Source organism: Bacillus sp. B1-WWTP-T-0.5-Post-4, assembly GCF_009183795.1.
In the GTDB taxonomy this organism is placed as follows: Bacteria; Bacillota; Bacilli; order Bacillales; family Bacillaceae_G; genus Bacillus_A; species Bacillus_A cereus.
Map to the genome: position 1 here is coordinate 647,800 of NZ_WEIJ01000003.1, position 21,915 is coordinate 669,714.

A 21,915-nucleotide genomic window follows, 5' to 3' on the forward strand; every position below is an offset into this window, starting at 1 on the left:
GATTTATATATTATTTTATCATTCTGAATTTTCTAAGTAAATAAGGCTACCCTATATTTTTGTACATAAAAAAAGGTTACCAAATCGGCAACCTCCTCTTCTTACATTACATAAATTCAGCAACAAGCTCATCAAACATTTTCTGATCCATATTTAAATCAGATTTCACTAAAGGCTCTTCACTATAGCCTTTAACAAGTTCTTGATATGATGGTTGCTTAGTATTTTGATAAATTAACCCTGTTACTAAACCGTTATTTTCCATTAAAGTTTGCATAGCCATCATGCGATTAGATGGATCATATCCCTCTACTGTGCTTAGTTTCGTTAAATTCTCTTTAAACCAATCGTAAGTATTTACTTTATTGTAAGTAACACATGGGCTAAATACGTTAATTAATGAAAATCCTTTATGGTTAATACCAGCTTCAATAATTTGTGTTAATTCTTTTAAATCACTCGAAAAGCTTTGCGCCACAAATGTCGCACCAGCTGTTAAGGCCATTTCCATTACATTTAGTGATGGTTCAATTGAACCTTGTGGTGTGCTTTTCGTTTTAAATCCAGCTTCACTACGTGGTGAAGTTTGCCCTTTTGTTAATCCGTAAATTTGGTTATCCATTACGATGTACGTAATGTCGATATTACGACGAATAGAATGGATTGTATGACCCATACCAATCGCAAACCCATCACCGTCACCACCTGAAGCGATAACTGTTAAATCACGATTTGCCATTTTCACACCTTGCGCAATTGGAAGGGCACGACCATGAATACTATGCACACCATATGAATTAATATAACCTGAAATACGGCCTGAACAGCCGATACCAGAAATAACAGCAAGTTCATCTGGATTTAGGCCAACGTTAGCTGCCGCACGTTGAATTGCAGCTTGCACTGAGAAGTCTCCGCAACCTGGGCACCAGTTTGGCTTTACACTGTTACGAAAGTCCTTAAATGTTGCCATTTAATACAACCCCTTTTTTGCATTCGTTGTAAATCTCTTTCGGCAAGAATGGGTTTCCATCATATTTTAAAAGACTAGAAATTTTCTCACCATTACCAAGATTCATTTTCATAATGTTAGCAAGCTGACCTGTTGCATTGTTTTCTACTACTACAACACGCTTCGCCTTTTTCACAAGTGGATCGATTTCAGCTGTTGGGAACGGGTGAATTAAACGCACATGAGCATGGTTTACTTTCATACCCTCTTGTTCTAAACGCGTCATTGCCTCTTCGATCGCACCACGAGTTGAGTTAAATCCAACAAGCAATACGTCTGCTTCTTCATGCTTAACATTTTTATAAACAGGGGTATTAAACTTCAAGTTCTCCATTTTACGGAAACGTTTGTCCATTTGATCTTTACGGTTTATTGCTGATTCCGATGGTTTTCCAGTTTCATCATGTTCTACACCTGTAACATGGTGAACACCATTTTTCATACCAGGTAAAACACGTGGTGAAACGCCGCCTTCTGTTACTTCATAACGCTTGAAGTATGCTTTATTTTCACGTTCTGGTAATTCTACTTCTAAATCAAGCTTACCACGACGAATTTCCACTTTATCTAATTTAAGTGGTTCTACTGTTTGTTTTCCTAAAGAAAGCTGTAAATCTGTTAAGAAAATAACAGGAACTTGATATTCTTCAGATAAGTTAAATGCTTCTACAATGTCATAGAAAGCTTCTTCAACTGTACTTGGCGCCATTACGATTTTTGGAATTTCACCATGCGTACCGTAAATCATCGCCATTAAGTCAGACTGTTCTTGCTTAGTTGGTAATCCTGTACTTGGGCCGCCACGTTGTGTATCAACAATTACTAATGGAGTTTCTGTAATACCTGCTAAACCGATTGCTTCCATCATTAATGAAAGACCTGGACCAGCAGATGCCGTTAATGTACGAACACCAGCATAGTTTGCACCGATTGCCATTGTACAAGCTGCGATTTCATCCTCAGTTTGGATTACTGTTCCGCCGACTTTCGGTAATTTTTTAATTAAGTATTCCATAATTTCTGATGCAGGTGTGATTGGGTATGCTGACATAAAACGAGCACCACCAGCTACCGCACCAAATGCGATTGCATCGTTTCCAATCATAAACATGCGTTTTTTACCATCAGCTTTTTCAAGCTGCATCATGTTTACTTTCTCACCTAGTAATTCTTTCATATATTGAGAGCCGCGTTTAATTGCGTCCATATTCTTTTGAACGACTTGCTCTCCTTTACGACCAAAGATTTCTTCAACAACATCTAAATAAGCTGTTTCATCTAATCCTAATACTGCACTTGATGCTCCAACAGCAACCATGTTTTTCATTAATGATGTGCCTAATTCTGAAGCAATATCTGTAAACGGTATCACATATAGATTTACATCTGTATTGTCAGGTATTGTTGGATTAAATTTCGCATCCGCAACTACAATTCCACCTGGACGTAGTTCGTGGAAATTAAAATCAATTGTTTCTTGGTCAAAAGCAATTAAAATATCTAAATCATCTGAGATCGCTCGTACTTCTGTTGTACTTACACGAATTTTATTATTTGTATGGCCGCCTTTTATACGTGATGAGAAGTGGCGGTAACCGTATAGGTAATATCCTAATCGGTTTAATGCAATACAGAAGATTTCTCCTGTACTTTCAATTCCTTCACCTTGTTGGCCTCCAACTTTCCATGAAAGTTGACTAATCATCTCCTACACCCCTTTTGGCTGCATTCATTGTAGTGTATTTTTTTACAGTAATAGTTTAGCATTTTTTATGCAAATAAACTACAACGGACGCAAATTATGCCTCTTCTGATTTCCCTGAATCTTTAGTATAAAGCTATTTTGTTTTTCATTCTAGTATTAGGTCTTAAAAAAAGCAATAAAATCAAATGAATTAATTTTAATTTTTCTGAATTTTAAACCAAAACTTAAAAACTCATATGTTCTACAAAATTATCATATAAAAATCGTTCTACAGTAGATGCAGCATAGTGTTTACAAAGCTCATTCATTACATTTTCATAATCTCGATAAACTGATACATTTACAACTGTTTCTAAAATCCCATCAAAATCTGAACCAAATCCTATATTGTACTCTCCACCTAATGAACAAATATATTCGATATGTCTTACTATATCTGTTATATTTGCTTCATTTTCATTCGTTAGAAACTGCGGTACAAAAGTGACACCGATCATGCCATTTTTCTTTATAAGAACTTTAAGTTGTTCATCGTTTAAATTACGTGGGTGCTCGCAAAGTTTCATACAATTTGAGTGGGAAGCAATAGGATTTTTTGCAATCTCTATAACATCCCAAAAACTTCTTTCATTCAGATGAGACACATCAGTCCATACATGTAGCGCATTCAGTTCTTGTACAACCTGTTTACCAAAATACGTTAAACCCGCCCCACGTGTCTCTAGCGCACCATCAGCTAAGAGATTGGCATAATTCCATGTTAGTCCAAAAGAACGTACTCCTAGGCGATACAACAACCGTAATTTCATTGCTTCTTTTCCAATTGCTTCGCATCCTTCTAGTGTTAATATCGCTCCAACCTCGTCCTGTTTTAACATGTTAATATCATCTTTTGTCTGAATAAACTTTACACCTGGTAGGGATAAAATTTCATTATAAAAAATATCTACCATTTGTAATGCTGCTTCAAATCGGTTTTCATATGCCACTGTTTCTGGTACATATATAGCAAAACATTGTATACTTCCTTTTCTTCTCTTTAACTGTTCAAATGTAATATGTAATTGTGAATCATCGTTAAAATTCCTTTTCCCTTGTGCACTCCATAACTGAAGAAGCACGTCACAATGAGCATCAAAAATTTTCATTTTCATTCCTCCATTATAAAAACAACCTGTTTGCATACTGCAAACAGGTTGTTTAAAACTTAACGAGGTTCTACAATTAATTTTATTGCTGTACGCTCTTCGCCATCAATCATAATATCTGTAAACGCTGGGATACAAATCAGGTCCAAACCACTAGGCGCTACAAATCCTCTTGCAATTGCTACTGCCTTTACCGCTTGGTTCAATGCACCTGCACCAATAGCTTGAATTTCTGCTGTTCCGCGTTCGCGAATAACACCTGCAAGTGCACCAGCTACAGAATTAGGGACCGACGTTGCTTTAACTTTTAATATTTCCATTCCGCGTTTCCTCCTCGTTTCTTTAAAAAGTATTAGCAATTATTTCACTTTAACTTATATTCACGAGGAATGGCGCGTATTCCTGCTAAATTTTCGTAATTTTTCTAAAAAATTAAAATATAATAACTTATCTAAAATTTAACGAGAATTTACTCAAAAAATGGTTGATCGTCATTAATTAAAATACGTTCAATTTTCTTTGCTTTTCCTGTATTTGGATCCACATCAATTAACACTGCACTTAATTGCGTTCTACCATTTGTTACTTCAAATCGTACTGGTAAGTTTGTTAAAAACTTCTTCAATACTGCTTCTCTGTCCATACCTAATATTCCGTCATATGGCCCTGTCATCCCAACATCTGTAATGTATGCTGTTCCGCTTGGTAAAATACGGTTATCTGCTGTAGGGACATGCGTATGCGTACCTACTACTGCTGTAGCACGCCCATCTACATACCAACCTAGCGCTTGTTTTTCACTTGTAGTCTCCGCATGGAAATCAACAAAGATAATATTCGTACGTTTTTTCGCAATATTAATTAATTCATCCACTTTACGGAATGGACAATCAATCGGAGGAAGGAAAGTACGTCCTTGTAAGTTAATAACTGCAACTTCTGTTCCATTACAGTTCACAAAGATAAGTCCTTTTCCTGGAGTTCCTTCTGGGAAGTTAGCTGGTCTTGCAAGATATTTTGCATCATCGATGAATTCAAATACTTCACGATTATCCCAAGCGTGGTTTCCAAGTGTAACTGCTTGCGCCCCACATTCTAAAAAGTTTCGATATATTTTTTCTGTAATCCCACGGCCACCTGCTGCGTTTTCTCCATTAATGATTGTTACTGTAGGTGTATATTTTTTCTTTAATGCCGGTACGTATTGTTGAATCATACCTCTACCAGGAGATCCTACTACATCCCCAACAAATAATATTCTCATATGTCTTACCCTTTCTATGTACTGCATTTTTTATTGCTATAGCATCAAGTAAATTCCTTATAATATGTTTATTATAAGTTTGTTTCACTTTTATACTATATAACTAACTGTCTTTATTTTATCCAATTCCAACACAAAAAAATAAAGTGGTGTTTCACCACTTTATTTTGCGTATTCCACTGCACGTGTTTCACGAATAACAGTTACTTTAATATGTCCTGGGTAATCCAGTTCATTTTCAATACGTTTTCGGATATCACGAGCTAAACGATGAGCTTCTAAGTCATCGATTGTATCTGGTTTTACCAAAATACGAACTTCACGTCCTGCTTGAATTGCAAATGACTTTTCAACGCCTTCATAAGACTCTGAAATCTCTTCTAACTTTTCAAGACGACGAATATAGTTTTCAAGTGTTTCACTACGAGCTCCCGGTCTTGCAGCTGATAAAGCATCTGCTGCTGCAACTAAAACTGCAATGATAGAAGTTGGTTCTGTGTCACCATGGTGAGATGCGATACTGTTTATAACTACAGGATGCTCTTTATATTTCGTTGCAAGTTCAACACCAATTTCAACGTGGCTTCCTTCTACTTCATGGTCAATCGCTTTTCCGATATCATGTAATAGACCTGCACGTCTTGCTAGTTTTTCATCCTCGCCAAGCTCTGCCGCCATAAGTCCAGTTAAATATGCAACTTCCATAGAGTGTTTTAAGACGTTTTGACCATAACTTGTACGGTATTTTAAACGACCTAAAATTTTAATTAAATCTGGATGTAATCCGTGAACACCCACTTCAAACGTTGTTTGCTCTCCGACTTCGCGAATATACTCGTCCACTTCACGTCTTGATTTTTCGACCATCTCTTCAATACGCGCTGGGTGAATACGTCCGTCCTGCACTAGTTTATCAAGAGCGATACGAGCTGTTTCACGACGAATTGGGTCGAATCCAGAAAGGATTACCGCCTCTGGTGTATCATCGATAATTAAGTCAATACCCGTTAACGTTTCTAACGTACGAATATTACGACCTTCACGCCCGATAATACGTCCCTTCATTTCGTCATTTGGAAGATTTACAACCGAAACGGTTGTTTCAGCAACATGATCAGCTGCACATCTTTGCATTGCAAGAGATAAAATCTCTTTTGCTTTCTTATCCGCTTCTTCTTTCGCGCGAACTTCACTTTCTTTTACCATAACAGCGATTTCATGAGAAACTTCACTTTCTACTTTACCAAGAATAATTGCTTTCGCTTGTTCGCGTGTCAGATTGGAAATGCGCTCTAATTCTGTTTGTTGCTTTTGAACTAACTCTCCCACTTTGCTTTCCAACTCTTCAATCTGTTGTTGTCTCGCTACAAGAGATTCCTCTTTCTTCTCTAACTGTTGCTCGCGTTTATCGAGCGTTTCGTCTTTACGATCAAGGTTCTCTTCTTTTTGCATTAAACGATTTTCTTGTTTTTGTAATTCGCTTCTACGGTCACGAATTTCTAATTCAGCTTCTGTACGAAGTGTATGAATTTCATCCTTTGCTTCTAAAAGCGCTTCTTTCTTAAGTGCTTCAGCATCACGATTCGCTTCGTCTAAAATACGTCTCGCTTCATTAGCCGCACCATTAATCTTCGCTTCAGCAATAGACTTTCGAACAAAAAAGCCAACAACTGCACCGACTGTTGCAAGCAAAATGGAGATGAGTATCCAAACTGTACTCGTCATGATTTCACCTCCCCTTGCTATGAATGAAAAAAGACTGTCGGCATGTACATTGAATTACAACATACAGCAAAGACCGTCGTCCCGCTTTTTTAAGGGACTTTCTTCATTTCACAATTAAAATGTCATATTATTATTTCGGTAAGATTTAAACCTTACTCCGAATATTACTTCTCTTCTTGAGAAGAGTATATTGTATATAAGAAAAAATATACATTCTCATTGTATCTATCGTAATTTTCATTGTCAAGCGTTGTCTACTTTTACTTTCTTTGCCTTCAGCCTTGAATGTGACCTAAATTTTAAAAGTAAGGAGCCTACTATACTGGAAAACCTTAGTAATTACCATTTCTTTTACTTAAAATATTTAAATATCCCTCTTTACACAACGCATTTGAAGTAAAAAAATATTTTTTATCTATAATATTATGCTCCTTAATAGTAGATAAAAAAATAAAAGACACGAGGCCGTGTCTTTTATTTTTTTAATCAAGAAGAGTTGAATCTTCTGCGCCCTCAGCACCAGAATCTTCACTAATTCCGTGATGCTCACGAATAAAGAAGGCAATTTCTTCTCTTAAATCTGTATTTTCTTTTAAGAACTGCTTCGAATTTTCACGACCTTGTCCTAGGCGTTCTTCATTATAAGAATACCAAGCACCGCTCTTTTGAACGATATCAAGCTCAGAAGCCATATCCAAGATTTCACCTTCTCTTGAAATACCTTCTCCGTACATAATATCAACTTCAGCAACACGGAATGGTGGTGCTACTTTATTTTTCACTACTTTTACTTTTGTTTTATTACCAACGATGTCGTTACCTTGCTTTAATTGCTCCGCACGACGCACTTCAAGACGAACAGTTGAATAGAATTTCAACGCACGACCACCTGGAGTTGTTTCTGGCACTATCTATAGATTTTCCATCTCTATAGTCTGGACTATCTCTTCATCTCTTTACAGAGAGCCTTGCACTTCCAGCAGTAGCCTATCATCTGCCGTACCCTACTCAGTTAACTAAAAGTCCTTTTCGGTAGTCTCTACACCTTCCCCATATCACTATGGAGCTTGGCACGGTATTACCCTAAATAATGGTGGGCTTCACCGTTAGCAACTATATGGATAGTTACACCCTTAGGCAATAAGGTTCACAAGGTTTTTTAACATGCTATCACTAGCAAGGGAAACCCATGGTAAACTCCTTAATCTTTTGTAAGACTTTTTCTTTATTTGCTAACTCTTCTTCATGTATAACAAGATATTTATAGCAGCCCTCTTCCATAAATAAAAGTTTTCTTTTATCTCGTTCTTTTATCTTTTTGAGTGAGTGTGCCCATTTCCCATGGACATCTAAACAATATTTTCTACCTAAGTAGAAATCAATAGACCACTTATCGATTCTTTTTTGCTTAATGAACGCCAGATCTAAACTTAACAACATCTGTTCAACCTGTTGTTCCAGTAAAGTATCATAATTTTTCTTTCTGACCTTTACATTAAGCTCTTTTCTCCTCTTAGCAACACATGTATCGGATACGCCATACTTAATAGCAATTTCAACATGTGATAAATATGGATTTTTCAATTCTTGTTCAACTTCTGCGGTTTTAGGCAAGTAAATCTTTCTATGTCTGGTTCTTTTAATTCCGAGTAACTTTAATATTTCACCTACTCGCCTTTCATCAAGATTAATTTCTTTACCTATATCTTTCAATTTTCTATCCGCATGTTTCACAATAAAATCCACTTGCCATTGTTCTATGTTTCGATAAGTTCTATTTCCAATTGTCACTGCCACTTTAATCTCTCCCTATAAGAAATCCCTTATAAAGACTTAGTCGAAGAAGACAAATAAAGACTCAAGTACATCACTTTGATTAAGCAACTTGTAGTTGATTTCCGAACATAACCCCAACTTTTTCACGAATTTGGTTAATAAAGATTGCAATTGTTTTTGATTTGTTGATTGCTCCTGAAAGCTTACGAAGTGCTTGTGACATTAAACGTGCTTGTAAACCTACGTGTGAGTCACCCATGTCGCCTTCAATCTCTGCTTTCGGTACAAGAGCTGCTACAGAGTCAATTACGATAATGTCAACCGCACCACTTCGTACAAGTGCTTCCGCGATTTCTAATCCTTGCTCCCCTGTATCAGGCTGTGATAATAGTAATTCATCTATGTTAACGCCTAATTTTTGTGCATATACAGGATCCATTGCGTGCTCCGCATCGATGAATGCTGCTTGTCCACCTTGACGTTGTACTTCTGCAATTGCATGTAATGAAACTGTCGTTTTACCTGAACTTTCAGGTCCGTAAATTTCGATAATACGGCCACGTGGATATCCGCCTACCCCTAGTGCCACATCAAGTGCTAAAGAACCACTAGAAACCGTAGAAACTCTACGCTCCGCTTGTTCTCCTAATTTCATAATTGAACCTTTACCGAATTGCTTCTCTATTTGTTTTAACGCCATATCTAACGCTGCTTGACGATCACTCATTCAAAATTCCTCCTTAACTGAATTGCTAATCTTATTATACCTATTTTCAATTCAATTTGCCAACAAAAAACGAACATTTATTCGATTTTTTTATTTTCTATCAAATAATATCTAAATTTAACCGTAAAAAAACTAGAAGAAACTTATATCTCTTCTAGCTTTTTATATAAATGATAAAATCCATATTTTGCTGTTCGTTCTCTAATTTGTTGACGACTTCCGCTTAAATTAAGAGGAAAGACTACAGTTGGTTCATCCTTAATCGAAAGCCCAACAAATACTGTTCCTGGTTCTTTCTGTTCTGAAGCATCTGGCCCTGCTACACCAGTGAAACTAATTCCGATATCCGCTTTTAGTACATCCTTAACATTTTCAGCAAGATAACGAGCACATTCTTTACTAACTGCACCATCAGTATGCAACACTTCTTCAGGCACACGTAAAACATGTTGCTTCACATCATTATGATAACAAATGACACCGCCTTTAAACACAGAAGAAACACCAGCGTTTTCAGTTACTTGATTTCCAAAAAGACCACCTGTTAAACTTTCTGCACACGCTAAAGTTAACCCTTTTCTCTTCAATAACTCGATTGCCTTATAATGCAAAAATTCTTGGTCATATCCGTAGAAAAATTCTCCTACTCTTTCTAAAATCAAATCTTCCACATGTTGAATTAGTTTCTCCGCTTCGCTAACATTTTGATGCTTAGCGGTTAAACGTAATGTCACTTCTCCATCATTTGCTAACGGGGCGATTGTTGGGTTTGTTTGTCCATCAATTAAATCTTGAACTTTCACCTCTAATTGGGACTCCCCAATACCGAAGAAACGAAGCACACGAGAATAAATGTTTTCTCCTGTTGTAAAATTACGTAAAAAAGGCTCTACGTAACTTACATACATTGGTTTCATTTCTTTTGGCGGCCCTGGTAATAAAATATAAACTTTTCCGTTCTTATTTACCCCCATACCCGGCGCCATACCGTGGTCATTTGCAAATACTGTTGCTCCATTTAAAACGAGCGCTTGCTTTTTATTATTCTCCGTAAATTCACGGCCTGTACGCTTAAAGTAATTACTTATTAAGGCTAATGCCTTTTCATCATACACAAGCTCTTCATCTAAACTAGTAGCTATCGTTTCTTTCGTTAAATCATCTTTTGTCGGTCCTAATCCACCTGTAAAAATAAGTATATCAGCACGTTCTTCCGCAGCTTCAATCGCCTTTTGCAATCGCTTATTATTATCACCAACAACAGTATGATAGTACACGTTAATTCCGATTGAAGCTAACTTTTCAGATAAAAACTGGGCATTTGTATTTGCAATTTGTCCAAGTAATAATTCAGTTCCAACCGCAATAATCTCAGCATTCATCCCAATTCCCCCATAAACTTCTATTTTGAGTTTACAAAAGCAGCTCTATTTTTCCAGAAATAATCCCATCCTGAAATAACAGTAAAGATTAATGCAATCCATATGAAGATATCCGCAACTGGAATATGGATTAAATTTAAAGGTACATCGTGTAATAAATATGCTGCAATTGCAATAATTTGTGTCCATGTCTTAATTTTTCCTAGCTGGTTTGCTGCAACTACTTCCCCTGTTCCAGCAAGTACAAGACGTAAACCAGTTACCGCAAACTCACGACTGATAATTACAATAACAATCCAAGCCGGTACATATTGCATCTCTACCAATGTAATAAGTGCTGCCGAAACAAGTAATTTATCAGCTAACGGGTCAAGAAACTTCCCTAAATTCGTTACAAGATTATATTTTCTTGCGTAATGTCCATCAATCCAATCTGTAGCTGAAGCAATGATAAAGATAAGTGCCCCCACTAAATGTTGAATCGGTAAATCAACATCACCAATTTTGTATGAACCCCAATCAAAGGGTGCTAACATAATTACCATAAAAATTGGAATTAAGAAGATTCTAGATATTGTAATTTTATTTGGTAAATTCACAGCTATTCCTCCATCATATCAAAAACATTTGTTCATCGAAAAAAAGTCATCGAAGCGATGACTGTTATTGTGCAGGTTGCTCTATCCCTTGGTTTTTTATCACCAATCTTTGGTGAAGTTCTTTTTCTGGATCCAATGGATAAGCGACCACTTGGCCATTCAGTTTAACTTCAACATTCGTTGCATTTCCAATATTAAGTCGCACTTCTTTTAATGTTGATACATCACGTTTTTCTATTTGGCCCTCTTGTACTGTAGCGTTTAGAATCACATTCCCAGCTTCATCTTTAACATCTACATAACTCGCACCTTTACCCGATAATTCCAGTTCTAATGTTTTATTATTATGAATTTCCAAAGTAGATACCTTTCCAGTTGTTCCAACTACTTTCACTTCTTGCTGTCCAGTTGGTTGTGCTGGTTGCTCCTCTTTCTTTGGTTCTTCTTTCTTTGGTTCCTCTTTTTTTGGCTCTTCCGCTTTCACTTCATCTTTCTTCGTATCTAACGGAGAATCTTTCGCTTTTTGAACTTCAATTTTCTCACTTTGAGCGCTCGGAACTTTTTCATCATCTTTTCCAGTTAACGCTTGAAACACAAACCAGATTACCACTCCAACTGCGATTACTAACAGCGCAACTAAGATTTTCGGCATGTGATCTGCAATTGGCCATGATGAAGATTTTTGCATTGTTTCTTGTGTTTTTTGTCCCGTTGATACTTGTGGAACTTCACGCTTTTCAGATTGTGGTATCGTACTCTGATGTTCTACGAGCAGTTCCTCTCCATTTAATCCAACCGCATCTGCGTATTGTTTAATGAATGCACGCGCATAAAAAGCTCCTGGCAATACATCATAATTGCCTTCTTCAATTGCCACTAAATGGCGTTTTTGAATTTTTGTAATCTCATGCAGCTGATCAATAGACAAGCCTTTCGCTTCTCTTGCTTCTTTCAGCTTTTGTCCCAATTCCGTCACTACTAACACCTCAATATTTCTTTAAAAGTCAAACATAGAGAAATTATTTTGCGTACCTTGCTCAATTTCATCTACTAAATTATATTGAATTTCTTCATCATAATCGTTACGCAACTCGATAATATAATCAAAATCATCCAATGTGTATTCTGACTGACTCACAAATACATCAGGATGTTCCACAACTTTCGTTGCAGGCAATCTCATAATTTCACGAACGAGCTGCCAATGTCTTTCGTTAGCACGCTTCGTTGACACAATTCCATCTAGGATGAAAATATTGTCATCGCTATACTCATCTTCAATTAATTGACTACGAACAGTTTGCTTAATAAGAGTAGATGATACAAATAACCATCTTTTATTTGCACAAACACTTGCAGCAACAATGGATTCTGTTTTTCCGACACGAGGCATTCCGCGTATCCCAATTAGTTTATGGCCTTCTTTTTTCATAATTTCTGCCATAAAGTCTACAAGTAAGCCTAATTCATCACGCACAAATCGAAATGTTTTCTTATCATCTGCATCTCGTTGTATGTACCTACCATGCCTAACCGCTAGCTTATCTCTTAGCTTGGGCGGACGATATTTCGTTACCGTTATGTTATCCATCGTATTTAAAATTGATTCAAGTCTAGAGATTTGCTCTTGATTATCACACATAAGAAGTAACCCACGTCGTGCATTATCTACACCATTAATTGTGACAATATTAATGCCGAGCATACCGATTAACGAAGAAACGTCACCAAGCAAGCCAGGTCGGTTTTTATGTATTTCATATTCAAAATACCATTCAATCATCCAAGATCACTCCCCTTGCTTACTTTACACCTACGTACTATATTATATGATTTCACCTTAATAGGGAAGCTAAATGTATAATCTACCCTGTGTAATTATTATACAAAAAAAGTAGAGAGGAGAATCTCCTCTCTACTTTTACTTATGTTGTACGAACTTAACCATTAAATTTGCAATTGTATGTTGCTCCTGTTCATCAGCAACTTTCCAAAGCTCAGCTAATAATTTCTCTTGGTCATTGCGTCCTTCTACTTCATTAGCAAGATAGTCGCCAACACGAAACGCCATATCTGATACCGCACCGCCATCTAAACCTTTGTCTTGCGCTTGCTCTAAACGTTCTCCTAAAAAGCTCTTCCACTGATCAAAATTATCTAATACTGACATAATTAAGCACCTCACTATTGAGTAATAAAATCATCCTTAATTTGTGCAACTATTCATTTTTTATGTAAGAATTTTTTAGCAGTGCCAACCGCCATTCACTCCGATAATTTGTCCAGTTATGTAAGACGCTCCTGGTGATACGAGGAATGAAACTGTTTTCGCTACTTCTTCTGGTAATCCTATTCTACCTAATGGTATATCTTCAGCAATTCCCATTTTATCTTCTTCAGAAAAAACACTTAACATTTCCGTTTCAATTGCTCCTGGTGCTACTGCATTCACACGTAATCCACTTAAAGAAACTTCTTTCGCTAAAGCTTTCACATATGAATTTTGTGCCCCTTTTACCATTGAATAAAGCACTTCACAAGAAGCCCCTATTTGTCCCCATATAGATGAAACAATTACAATATTACCACTTCTTCTCCCGATCATAGGCGGAAGTGCCATAGAAAGTAATTTATATACGTTCTTCACTTGAAGTTCTACCATATAATCCAATTCATCGTTTGTTACATCTGTTACTAGTCCAAAAATACTCTTCCCAGCTGCGTATACAATAACATCAATAGGATGTTCAATTTGTCCCCACAATTGCTCTGCTCCATCACTAGAAGCTAAATTCGCTTGAACAGGGATAACTTCTCCCCATGCCTTCTGCAATTCCAATACCTTTTCTTCACTGTTATTGTAATGAACATAAACTGTATATCCATCTTGAATTAATTGTTTCGAAATAGCAGAGCCAATTCCTCCGCTCCCTCCAGTTACTAACGCATACTTTTTCATAAAGTCCCTCTCTTATCTCTACAAGTTCAATTTTCACATAACTAAATAATACCCTCATCTTACAATTTTTCAATGATAAGATGAGGGTATCTTTTTAATTTTATTTTTTCGGTAACACCTGACAAATACTCATTTTGTCTTCTGATAACAATAATTTCGCTACTTCTTGTAAGTCTTGAACGGTTAGTCCTTCTAATACAGTCAATGCGTCAAATAGGCTAGATTCATTAAACGCGTATCGTGTAAATTGATTTGCAATATATTCTGGTGAATTCAACGAGCGTAAAAAACCACCAATTTTCTTTTTCTTCACTCGTTCTAATGCCGCCGCATCTAATTGATCATAATCTGTTTTTAATAAAATATCTTTTAAACGATTTGCCAATTCATCAGGTTGTTTCGTATCACCGCCAACCATTGCAAAACCGAAGTTATTTTCTTCTGTATAGTCATACGAGAATGAATCATCAATAAGCCCTTCATTATATAAAGTTTCGTAATGAACAGAACTTTTTCCAAATAAATAATCTAAGAGTAACGTAAGCGCAATTTCTTGTTTTAAAAGCGCTTGCCCCTTTTCCTTTAAATTAGTCGCTTTAATACCAACTAAACATTTCGGTGTTTGCACAGGCATTGAAATAATTTTTTTCTTTTCATTTACCTCATTTGGTTCTTCTTCAAATGAACGCACAATTTCTGGCTGGTTTTTATAATCTTTTTTCGCTTGATTTTCACGTACTAAATCCATTGTTTTCTCTGGATCAATTGCACCCACAACAAATAATAACATATTGCTCGGATGATAAAATGTTTCATAACATTCATACAATAAATCTTTCGTAATTTTACTAATAGATTCGATTGTCCCTGCAATATCAATTTTAATTGGGTGTTTTACAAACAAGCTATCAATTAACCCGAAGTACAAACGCCAATCTGGGTTATCTTGATACATTTGAATTTCTTGCCCAATTATCCCCTTCTCTTTTTCAACCGTTTTTTCAGAGAAATAAGGCTCTTGCACGAAGTTTAGCAATGTATTTAAATTTCGTTCTACGTTTGAAGTACATGAAAAAAGGTAAGCTGTTCGTGTAAAGGATGTAAAAGCATTTGCCGATGCTCCTTGTTTACTAAACAATTGGAAAGCATCGTGATCTTCTTTTTCAAATAATTTATGCTCAAGAAAATGTGCAATTCCATCAGGCACACGAATCATTTCTTCTTTCCCTAATGGTACAAATGTATTATCTACAGAACCATATTTCGTCGTAAACGTCGCAAATGTTTTATTAAATCCTTGTTTCGGTAAAACATATACATCTAATCCATTAGGAAGTTTTTCATAATAGAGTGTTTCTTTTAATTGCTCATAAACAATTTTCTCCATTTACTCTCCCTCCGTTCCTTGTAAAAAGTAAATTGTATCTAGTTCAATATTTTTAGCAACTTTTACAATTTCTTCTTTCGTCACACTTTCTATACCTGTAAGCCATTCTTCAACTGGACGTGTACGATCTGAAATAATACCATGATATAGCATTTCTACAAAGCCACGTGGTGTATCAATTGCCTCTAATATTTGATTTTGGATGACACTTTTTGTTTGATGTATTTCTTCTTCAGAAAACTCTCCGTTTTGCATCGCAAGCATTTGTTCTTTAATAATCTCAACTGCTTTTTCATAATTTTTCGCTTCGATTCCTGACATAACAAATAATAAACCTTTATGACTTTCAAAGCGCGATGCTGCATAGTACGCTAAACTATTTTTTTCACGCACATTTACGAATAACTTCGAATGAGAAAAGCCACCAAACAATCCATTGAACAATTGCAATGCAAAATAATCTTCATCTTTATATGTGACAAATGTACGATAACCGATGTGTAATTTACTTTGTTTTAATTCTTGTTTTTCAACAACTTCTTTTTCTTCATTGTTTCGTCTATGAAGGAGTACATTTCTTTCTCTCACTGGACGAGTTGAAATAGAAAAATACTTACTTACAAGATCAACGGCGTTTTCTGAAATATCACCAATAATATATAGATCCATTTCATCTTCCGCTAACACCTTTTGATAATATTGATACAAACTTTCATTTGTAATAGACATAACACTCTCTTTTTTTCCATTTGCACTTAAACGATACGGTTCTACTTTGCACATTTCTTCAATTAAACGCTCGTTTGCATAACGCATTTTATCATCATAAGTAGCTTCAATTCTCTGTAACAGTGCTCTTTTTTCACTTTCTACGATAGAAGATAGGAAACCGTTCCCCTCCGTTGCTGGATGTAACACAATATCTGACAACATAGAAAGCGCTTTTTCAAATAACGGTGGTGCATCATGTAAATAAACTTCATTTGCAATGTCTACATAAATGGAGATAATATGGTCTTCCCCTTTTTTACTTACATCTACCGCTAAAGAAGATCCGTATAATTCTTCTAAATATTGACGAAGACGAATTACAGAAGGTAATTTTTCTGTCGCACTTTGCAATACGTATGGCAATAGGGCACGCTCTGTCACCGTCTCCTCATTTAAAGGCGCTTTAAAACGAAATACAAAGGTATTCGTTTTATATTTATCAGTCGGAATAATATGTACGCGCAAACCACCTAACTCATGTAGTTGTTGTTCCATTAGTTTCATTTATAGCCCTCCTTTACGTATATAGGAATATTCCTCTTCAATATACAGTTTTTAGAAATGAAAAATCAACTTTTCTCCCTTATTATGCTTACATATGATTCTTTCTAAAAACTTTAATATGTAAGGAACATAGTAAAATTCCGTATTAAATATATTCTATGTAAAAAAGCCCACACTAATGTGCGAGCTTTTTTATACTTATAAAATACTTATCGTTTTCCTTTTTCATAAGGAGTTCCTAATGCTTTAGGAGCTTCAGAACGACCTACAAAACCGACAAGCGCTAATATTGTGAATACATATGGTAATATCGTTAATAAAACACTTGGAATTTGGTCTAATACAGGGATTGTTCCGCCCGTTACACTTAGAGATTGCGCAAAACCAAAGAATAGAGCTGCACCTAGTGCGCCTAGTGGATTCCACTTTCCAAAAATCATAGCAGCTAAAGCTAAGAAACCTTGTCCTGTAATAGTTGCCCCTGAGAAGTTATTAGAAATTGACATTGCAAAAATCGCTCCACCAATTCCAGCAAACACTCCTGAAATACAGACTCCAATATAGCGCATTTTATATACGTTAATCCCCATCGTATCCGCTGCCATTGGGTGTTCACCAACAGCACGTAGACGAAGACCGAACGGTGTTTTATAAATAACATACCAAACAACGAATGCTAAAATAATGGCAATATATGACGTTATTGGTACGTTCGAGAAAAATATTTTCCCTAAAACCGGAATATCCGAAAGGCCTGGAATATCAATCTTTTCAATACGATACTGAATAAAGTCAGTCTGCCCTTTATCAAAAATCTTCTTAATTGCAAATACTGTTAAACCAAGAGATAAGAAGTTAATGGCTACACCACTTACAACTTGATCTGCTCGGAATGTAATAGAAGCTACCGCATGAAGTAATGCAAATAATCCACTACCAATTGCCGCAAATAGTAACGCAATCCACGGAGTCATCGTTCCCCAAGTATCACCCATTAATAAGTTTGTAACGACTCCAATAAATGCACCAAATAGCATTAGTCCTTCTAATCCGATATTTACAACACCCGATCGTTCACTAAATACACCACCTAGTGCTGTGAAAATGATAGGTGCCGATGTATATAACGTACCCGTCACAAGAATGGCTAATATATCTAAAAAGCTCATTTATTTCCCCTCCTTGCTCATGCGTGTAAGCGCCCATCTTAACACATAACTACATGCAACAAAGAAGATGATACATGCAATAATTACATTAATAAGCTCTGACGGTACATCTGCCTCAAAGTTCATTTGAGGGGAAGCACTTTTCAAACCACCAAATAATAAAGCTGAAAGGATTATACCAAACGGATTATTCCCTCCAAGTAATGCTACGGCAATCCCATCAAATCCTACTCCTGTAAACGAAGACATCGCTGTCATACTCTGGAATGTCCCTAATCCTTCCATCGCTCCACCAATCCCCGCAAATGCACCAGCAATTGTCATGGAGAATACTACATTACGAGAAACTTTCATACCTGCATATTGAGAAGCATGCTGATTAAATCCTACTGACTTTAATTCGTAACCTAAAGTTGTTCGATCTAATAAGAACCACATTAAAATAGCGATTAAAATTGCTACAATAATTCCCCAGTGTAGACGTGAACCATCAGTAATAGAAGCAAGCCAGTCTGAAGATAGTGACGCACTCTCTTTAATATCATACGTTTTGTCATTACCCGCATGTAAGAAACGCTTAATGATGTCATACGTTACATACAACGCGATATAGTTCATCATAATAGTTACAATAACTTCATTCACTTGAAACTTCCCTTTTAAATATCCCGGAATGAAGCCCCAAATTCCGCCCACCAATGCTGCAAATAAAATAGATAATGGAATATGAAGGAAAGCTGGTAGTGAGACTGCATAACCGAACCAAACCGCTGCAAGCCAACCAACTAACAATTGACCCTCTACCCCGATATTAAATAAACCTGTACGAAATGCAAACGCCACCGATAAGCCAGCAAGAATAAGCGGTATCATTGTACGAAGCGTTTCACCAATCGCACTTGCGCTGCCGAACATTCCTGTCCAAAGTGCACTATAACCAACAATTGGATCATAGCCACTAACTAGCATTACAATCGCTCCTACAAGTAAGCCGAAAATAACGGATAGTACTGGGACTAAAATATTTATCGTTCGTTCTGTTAAAAGCTTTTTAGCCATTTGTACCCACCTGCTCCTTCTTTGTTCCTCCAGCCATTAACAATCCAAGCTGTTGTTCATTCGTTTCTTTCGCATCAACTATTGCTACAATTTCCCCTTCATAAATAACAGCAATTCGATCGCTAACATTTAAGATTTCATCTAACTCTAATGATAAAAGTAATACACCTTTTCCTTTATCCCTTTGCTCTATTAATCTCTTATGAATAAATTCAATTGCTCCTACATCTAAACCACGTGTTGGCTGTGCCGCAATTAATAAATCTGGATTTCGGTCTACTTCACGTGCAATAATTGCTTTTTGTTGATTCCCCCCAGATAGAGCGCGTGCTAACGTTTGCTCACTAGGTGTACGCACATCAAACTGTTCAATAAGAGCCTTTGCTTTTTCTGTAATTTTGCTGAAATTTAAAATCCCTTTCTTTGAAAATGGATTTTTATAATACGTTTGCAGAACTATATTATCTCTAACAGAAAAATCAAGAACGAGTCCGTGTTTATGACGATCTTCTGGAATATGACCAATTCCTTCTTCTGTTATTCTTCTAACAGGCCAATTTGTTATTTCTTTTCCTTTAATTGCAATAGAACCTGACTCAACTTTTCGTAAACCAGTAATTGCTTCTATTAATTCACTTTGTCCGTTTCCATCAATCCCTGCAATCCCAACAATTTCCCCCGCACGAACAGTTAAGTCAAGGCCTTTTACAGCAGGTAGTTGACGTGCATCGTGAACAACAAGGTTTGCAATTGAAAGTACCTCTTCTTTTGGCTTCGCGTCTATTTTTTCTGTTTTAAAATTCACTTGACGTCCGACCATTAATTCTGCAAGTTTATTTTCATCCGTATTTGCAACGTCAACCGTTCCAATCCCTTTTCCTTTACGAATAATCGTACAACGATCGCAAACTTCCATAATTTCTTTCAACTTATGTGTAATAAGAACAATAGATTTTCCTTCTTGCACAAGCTTTTTCATAATTTGAATTAGCTCATGAATTTCTTGCGGTGTTAACACAGCTGTTGGTTCATCAAATATCAAAATTTCTGCACCGCGGTAAAGAGTTTTCAAAATCTCAACACGCTGCTGCATACCAACTGAAATATCCTGTATTTTCGCATATGGATCTACAGATAAACCGTATTGTTCAGACAGTTTTTGAATTTCTTTAGCAGCTTCCTCAACAGCAATTTTCCCTTTTTTCTTCGGTTCATTTCCGAGAATAATATTCTCTGTAACTGTAAAATTATGAACAAGCATAAAGTGTTGATGGACCATTCCAATACCAAGGTCATTTGCTATATTCGGATTTGTGATTTTTACAGGTTTACCTTTAATTTTAATTTCACCCTGCTCTGGTTGGTACAAACCAAATAGTACATTCATTAATGTGGATTTCCCTGCACCATTTTCTCCAAGTAAAGCATGTATCTCACCCTGCTTTACTTGCAGCGTAATATCATCATTCGCTACAATGCCTGGGAATACTTTCGTAATGTTATTCATCTCAATTACGTATTCCATTGTGTTCCTCCTTTTAACAGGGAACATTCCCTATTACACTATTAACTTATTAAGCAATTCGGAAGTTTTATACATACAAAGGTTAGTTCTATGAACTAACCTTTGCTATTTCTCTATTTATTTTTTTAGAGAAGCTTCGTATTCTTTATACTCTTTATCTGTAGCTGGCACTTTAATTTCACCGGCTGTAATTTTCTTTTCAAGCTCTTCTACTTTTGTTAAAATTTCAGGGTTAACTTTTTTCACGTTATCAGTTGTTTTTGAAATACCAATACCGTCATCTTTTAAGCCAAACTCTTCAATTTTTCCACCTTTTAAATTCCCATCTTTTGCTTCTTTAGCTACTTTTTCTACTGCTACATCAACACGTTTAATCATTGAAGTTAATGTTACATTTTCAGGCATACCTTCTTGATGTTGGTCACGGTCAACACCGATTACCCAAACATTTTCACCTTTTTTCTTACGGTTTTTCGCTTCTGTGAACACACCGTTACCTGTACCACCAGCAGCATGATAAATTACGTCTACGCCTTGACCATACATTGCTGAAGCAAGAACTGTACCTTTTTCAGGCTTATCGAATGCTTCTGCATATTCAGATACGATTTCAATGTTTGGATTTACTGCCTTTGCACCAGCTTTAAATCCATTTTCAAATTTACTAATTAAATCACTTTTCATTCCACCAACAAATCCTACTTTATTCGATTTTGTTGACATAGCTGCTACCGCACCTACAAGGAATGATCCTTCATGATCTTTAAACGTAATGCTCGTTACGTTCGGTGCATCTACAACAGTATCTACGATTGCAAATTGTTGTTTTGAAGATTCTTTTGCTACTTCTTTAATTGCACCTTCTAATTTATAACCAATTCCGAATGTTAAATCATATTTATCTTTTGAGAATTTTTTTAAATTCGGAATATAATCAGCTTCTTTTTCAGACTGAAGGTAACGATAATTTGTCTTTTCTTTTAAACCATTATCTTTACCAAACTTTTGTAACCCTTCCCAAGAAGATTGGTTAAATGACTTATCATCAACGCCCCCAACATCCGTTACAAGACCAACCTTGAAATCTTTATTGTCTTTCGTGTCTTTCTTGTCACTGCTCGCCTTATCCGAGTTACCACATGCACCTAAAACTGTACTTGCTGCTAAAGTTAATGATAATAAAAGGCCTGCTTTTTTCTTCAT

The 21,915-nt window shown here is 36.2% G+C and carries 19 protein-coding genes and 2 pseudogenes; all 21 read right to left on the reverse strand.

Annotated elements, in window-relative coordinates:
• Positions 1-106: 106 nt before the first annotated feature.
• Positions 107-973: a 2-oxoacid:ferredoxin oxidoreductase subunit beta gene (locus tag GBN91_RS13975; RefSeq protein WP_000190155.1), complete on the reverse strand. Its 867-nt coding sequence runs from the start codon at positions 971-973 to the stop codon at positions 107-109.
• Complete coding sequence (locus GBN91_RS13980; protein WP_152121618.1) at positions 960-2,717, reverse strand: 2-oxoacid:acceptor oxidoreductase subunit alpha; 1,758 nt, start codon at positions 2,715-2,717, stop codon at positions 960-962. The genes GBN91_RS13975 and GBN91_RS13980 overlap by 14 nt, the downstream gene beginning before the upstream one ends.
• 224 nt (positions 2,718-2,941) lie before the next feature.
• A complete protein-coding gene (locus tag GBN91_RS13985; protein ID WP_152121619.1) occupies positions 2,942-3,865 on the reverse strand; it encodes a dipeptidase in 924 nt (307 codons plus the stop codon).
• Between the two features lie 59 nt (positions 3,866-3,924).
• Complete coding sequence (gene spoVS, locus GBN91_RS13990) at positions 3,925-4,185, reverse strand: stage V sporulation protein SpoVS (RefSeq protein WP_000404341.1); 261 nt, start codon at positions 4,183-4,185, stop codon at positions 3,925-3,927.
• A 149-nt stretch (positions 4,186-4,334) separates the two neighbouring features.
• Positions 4,335-5,129, reverse strand: a complete 795-nt coding sequence (locus GBN91_RS13995) for a TIGR00282 family metallophosphoesterase (RefSeq protein WP_001221095.1) — start codon at positions 5,127-5,129, stop codon at positions 4,335-4,337.
• 162 nt (positions 5,130-5,291) lie between these two features.
• Positions 5,292-6,854: a ribonuclease Y gene (gene rny, locus GBN91_RS14000; RefSeq protein WP_000204911.1), complete on the reverse strand. Its 1,563-nt coding sequence runs from the start codon at positions 6,852-6,854 to the stop codon at positions 5,292-5,294.
• 482 nt (positions 6,855-7,336) lie between these two features.
• Positions 7,337-7,759: pseudogene (locus GBN91_RS14005) on the reverse strand (recombinase RecA family protein); the annotation flags it as partial.
• Between the two features lie 268 nt (positions 7,760-8,027).
• Entirely contained in the window at positions 8,028-8,651 is a 624-nt protein-coding gene (locus tag GBN91_RS14010) for a PDDEXK family nuclease (RefSeq protein WP_000301532.1), read from the reverse strand.
• A gap of 97 nt (positions 8,652-8,748) precedes the next feature.
• A pseudogene (gene recA, locus GBN91_RS14015) lies at positions 8,749-9,357 on the reverse strand (recombinase RecA); the annotation flags it as partial.
• A gap of 143 nt (positions 9,358-9,500) precedes the next feature.
• A complete protein-coding gene (gene cinA / locus GBN91_RS14020; protein WP_065222980.1) occupies positions 9,501-10,739 on the reverse strand; it encodes a competence/damage-inducible protein CinA in 1,239 nt (412 codons plus the stop codon).
• A 20-nt stretch (positions 10,740-10,759) separates the two neighbouring features.
• The gene (gene pgsA, locus GBN91_RS14025; protein ID WP_001052967.1) at positions 10,760-11,338 is read right to left on the reverse strand and encodes a CDP-diacylglycerol--glycerol-3-phosphate 3-phosphatidyltransferase; all 579 of its coding nucleotides are present in this window, start codon (positions 11,336-11,338) and stop codon (positions 10,760-10,762) included.
• A gap of 64 nt (positions 11,339-11,402) precedes the next feature.
• Complete coding sequence (locus GBN91_RS14030) at positions 11,403-12,314, reverse strand: helix-turn-helix domain-containing protein (protein ID WP_139848859.1); 912 nt, start codon at positions 12,312-12,314, stop codon at positions 11,403-11,405.
• 21 nt (positions 12,315-12,335) lie between these two features.
• Complete coding sequence (locus tag GBN91_RS14035; RefSeq protein WP_000574107.1) at positions 12,336-13,121, reverse strand: DUF3388 domain-containing protein; 786 nt, start codon at positions 13,119-13,121, stop codon at positions 12,336-12,338.
• Positions 13,122-13,259: 138 nt separating this feature from the next.
• On the reverse strand, positions 13,260-13,508 hold the full coding sequence (locus GBN91_RS14040) for a DUF3243 domain-containing protein (protein ID WP_000114450.1): 249 nt from the start codon (positions 13,506-13,508) through the stop codon (positions 13,260-13,262).
• Positions 13,509-13,583: 75 nt separating this feature from the next.
• Complete coding sequence (ymfI, locus tag GBN91_RS14045) at positions 13,584-14,297, reverse strand: elongation factor P 5-aminopentanone reductase (protein WP_000759604.1); 714 nt, start codon at positions 14,295-14,297, stop codon at positions 13,584-13,586.
• 100 nt (positions 14,298-14,397) lie between these two features.
• Positions 14,398-15,684: an EF-P 5-aminopentanol modification-associated protein YfmH gene (yfmH, locus tag GBN91_RS14050; RefSeq protein ID WP_152121620.1), complete on the reverse strand. Its 1,287-nt coding sequence runs from the start codon at positions 15,682-15,684 to the stop codon at positions 14,398-14,400.
• Complete coding sequence (gene yfmF / locus GBN91_RS14055; RefSeq protein ID WP_000772418.1) at positions 15,685-16,959, reverse strand: EF-P 5-aminopentanol modification-associated protein YfmF; 1,275 nt, start codon at positions 16,957-16,959, stop codon at positions 15,685-15,687.
• A gap of 209 nt (positions 16,960-17,168) precedes the next feature.
• Complete coding sequence (locus GBN91_RS14060; protein WP_000008857.1) at positions 17,169-18,128, reverse strand: ABC transporter permease; 960 nt, start codon at positions 18,126-18,128, stop codon at positions 17,169-17,171.
• A complete protein-coding gene (locus GBN91_RS14065; RefSeq protein ID WP_001085254.1) occupies positions 18,129-19,187 on the reverse strand; it encodes an ABC transporter permease in 1,059 nt (352 codons plus the stop codon).
• Positions 19,180-20,712: an ABC transporter ATP-binding protein gene (locus GBN91_RS14070; protein ID WP_000456914.1), complete on the reverse strand. Its 1,533-nt coding sequence runs from the start codon at positions 20,710-20,712 to the stop codon at positions 19,180-19,182. Before GBN91_RS14070 ends, GBN91_RS14065 begins: the two co-directional genes overlap by 8 nt.
• Positions 20,713-20,829: 117 nt before the next feature.
• Complete coding sequence (locus GBN91_RS14075; RefSeq protein WP_000725771.1) at positions 20,830-21,915, reverse strand: BMP family lipoprotein; 1,086 nt, start codon at positions 21,913-21,915, stop codon at positions 20,830-20,832.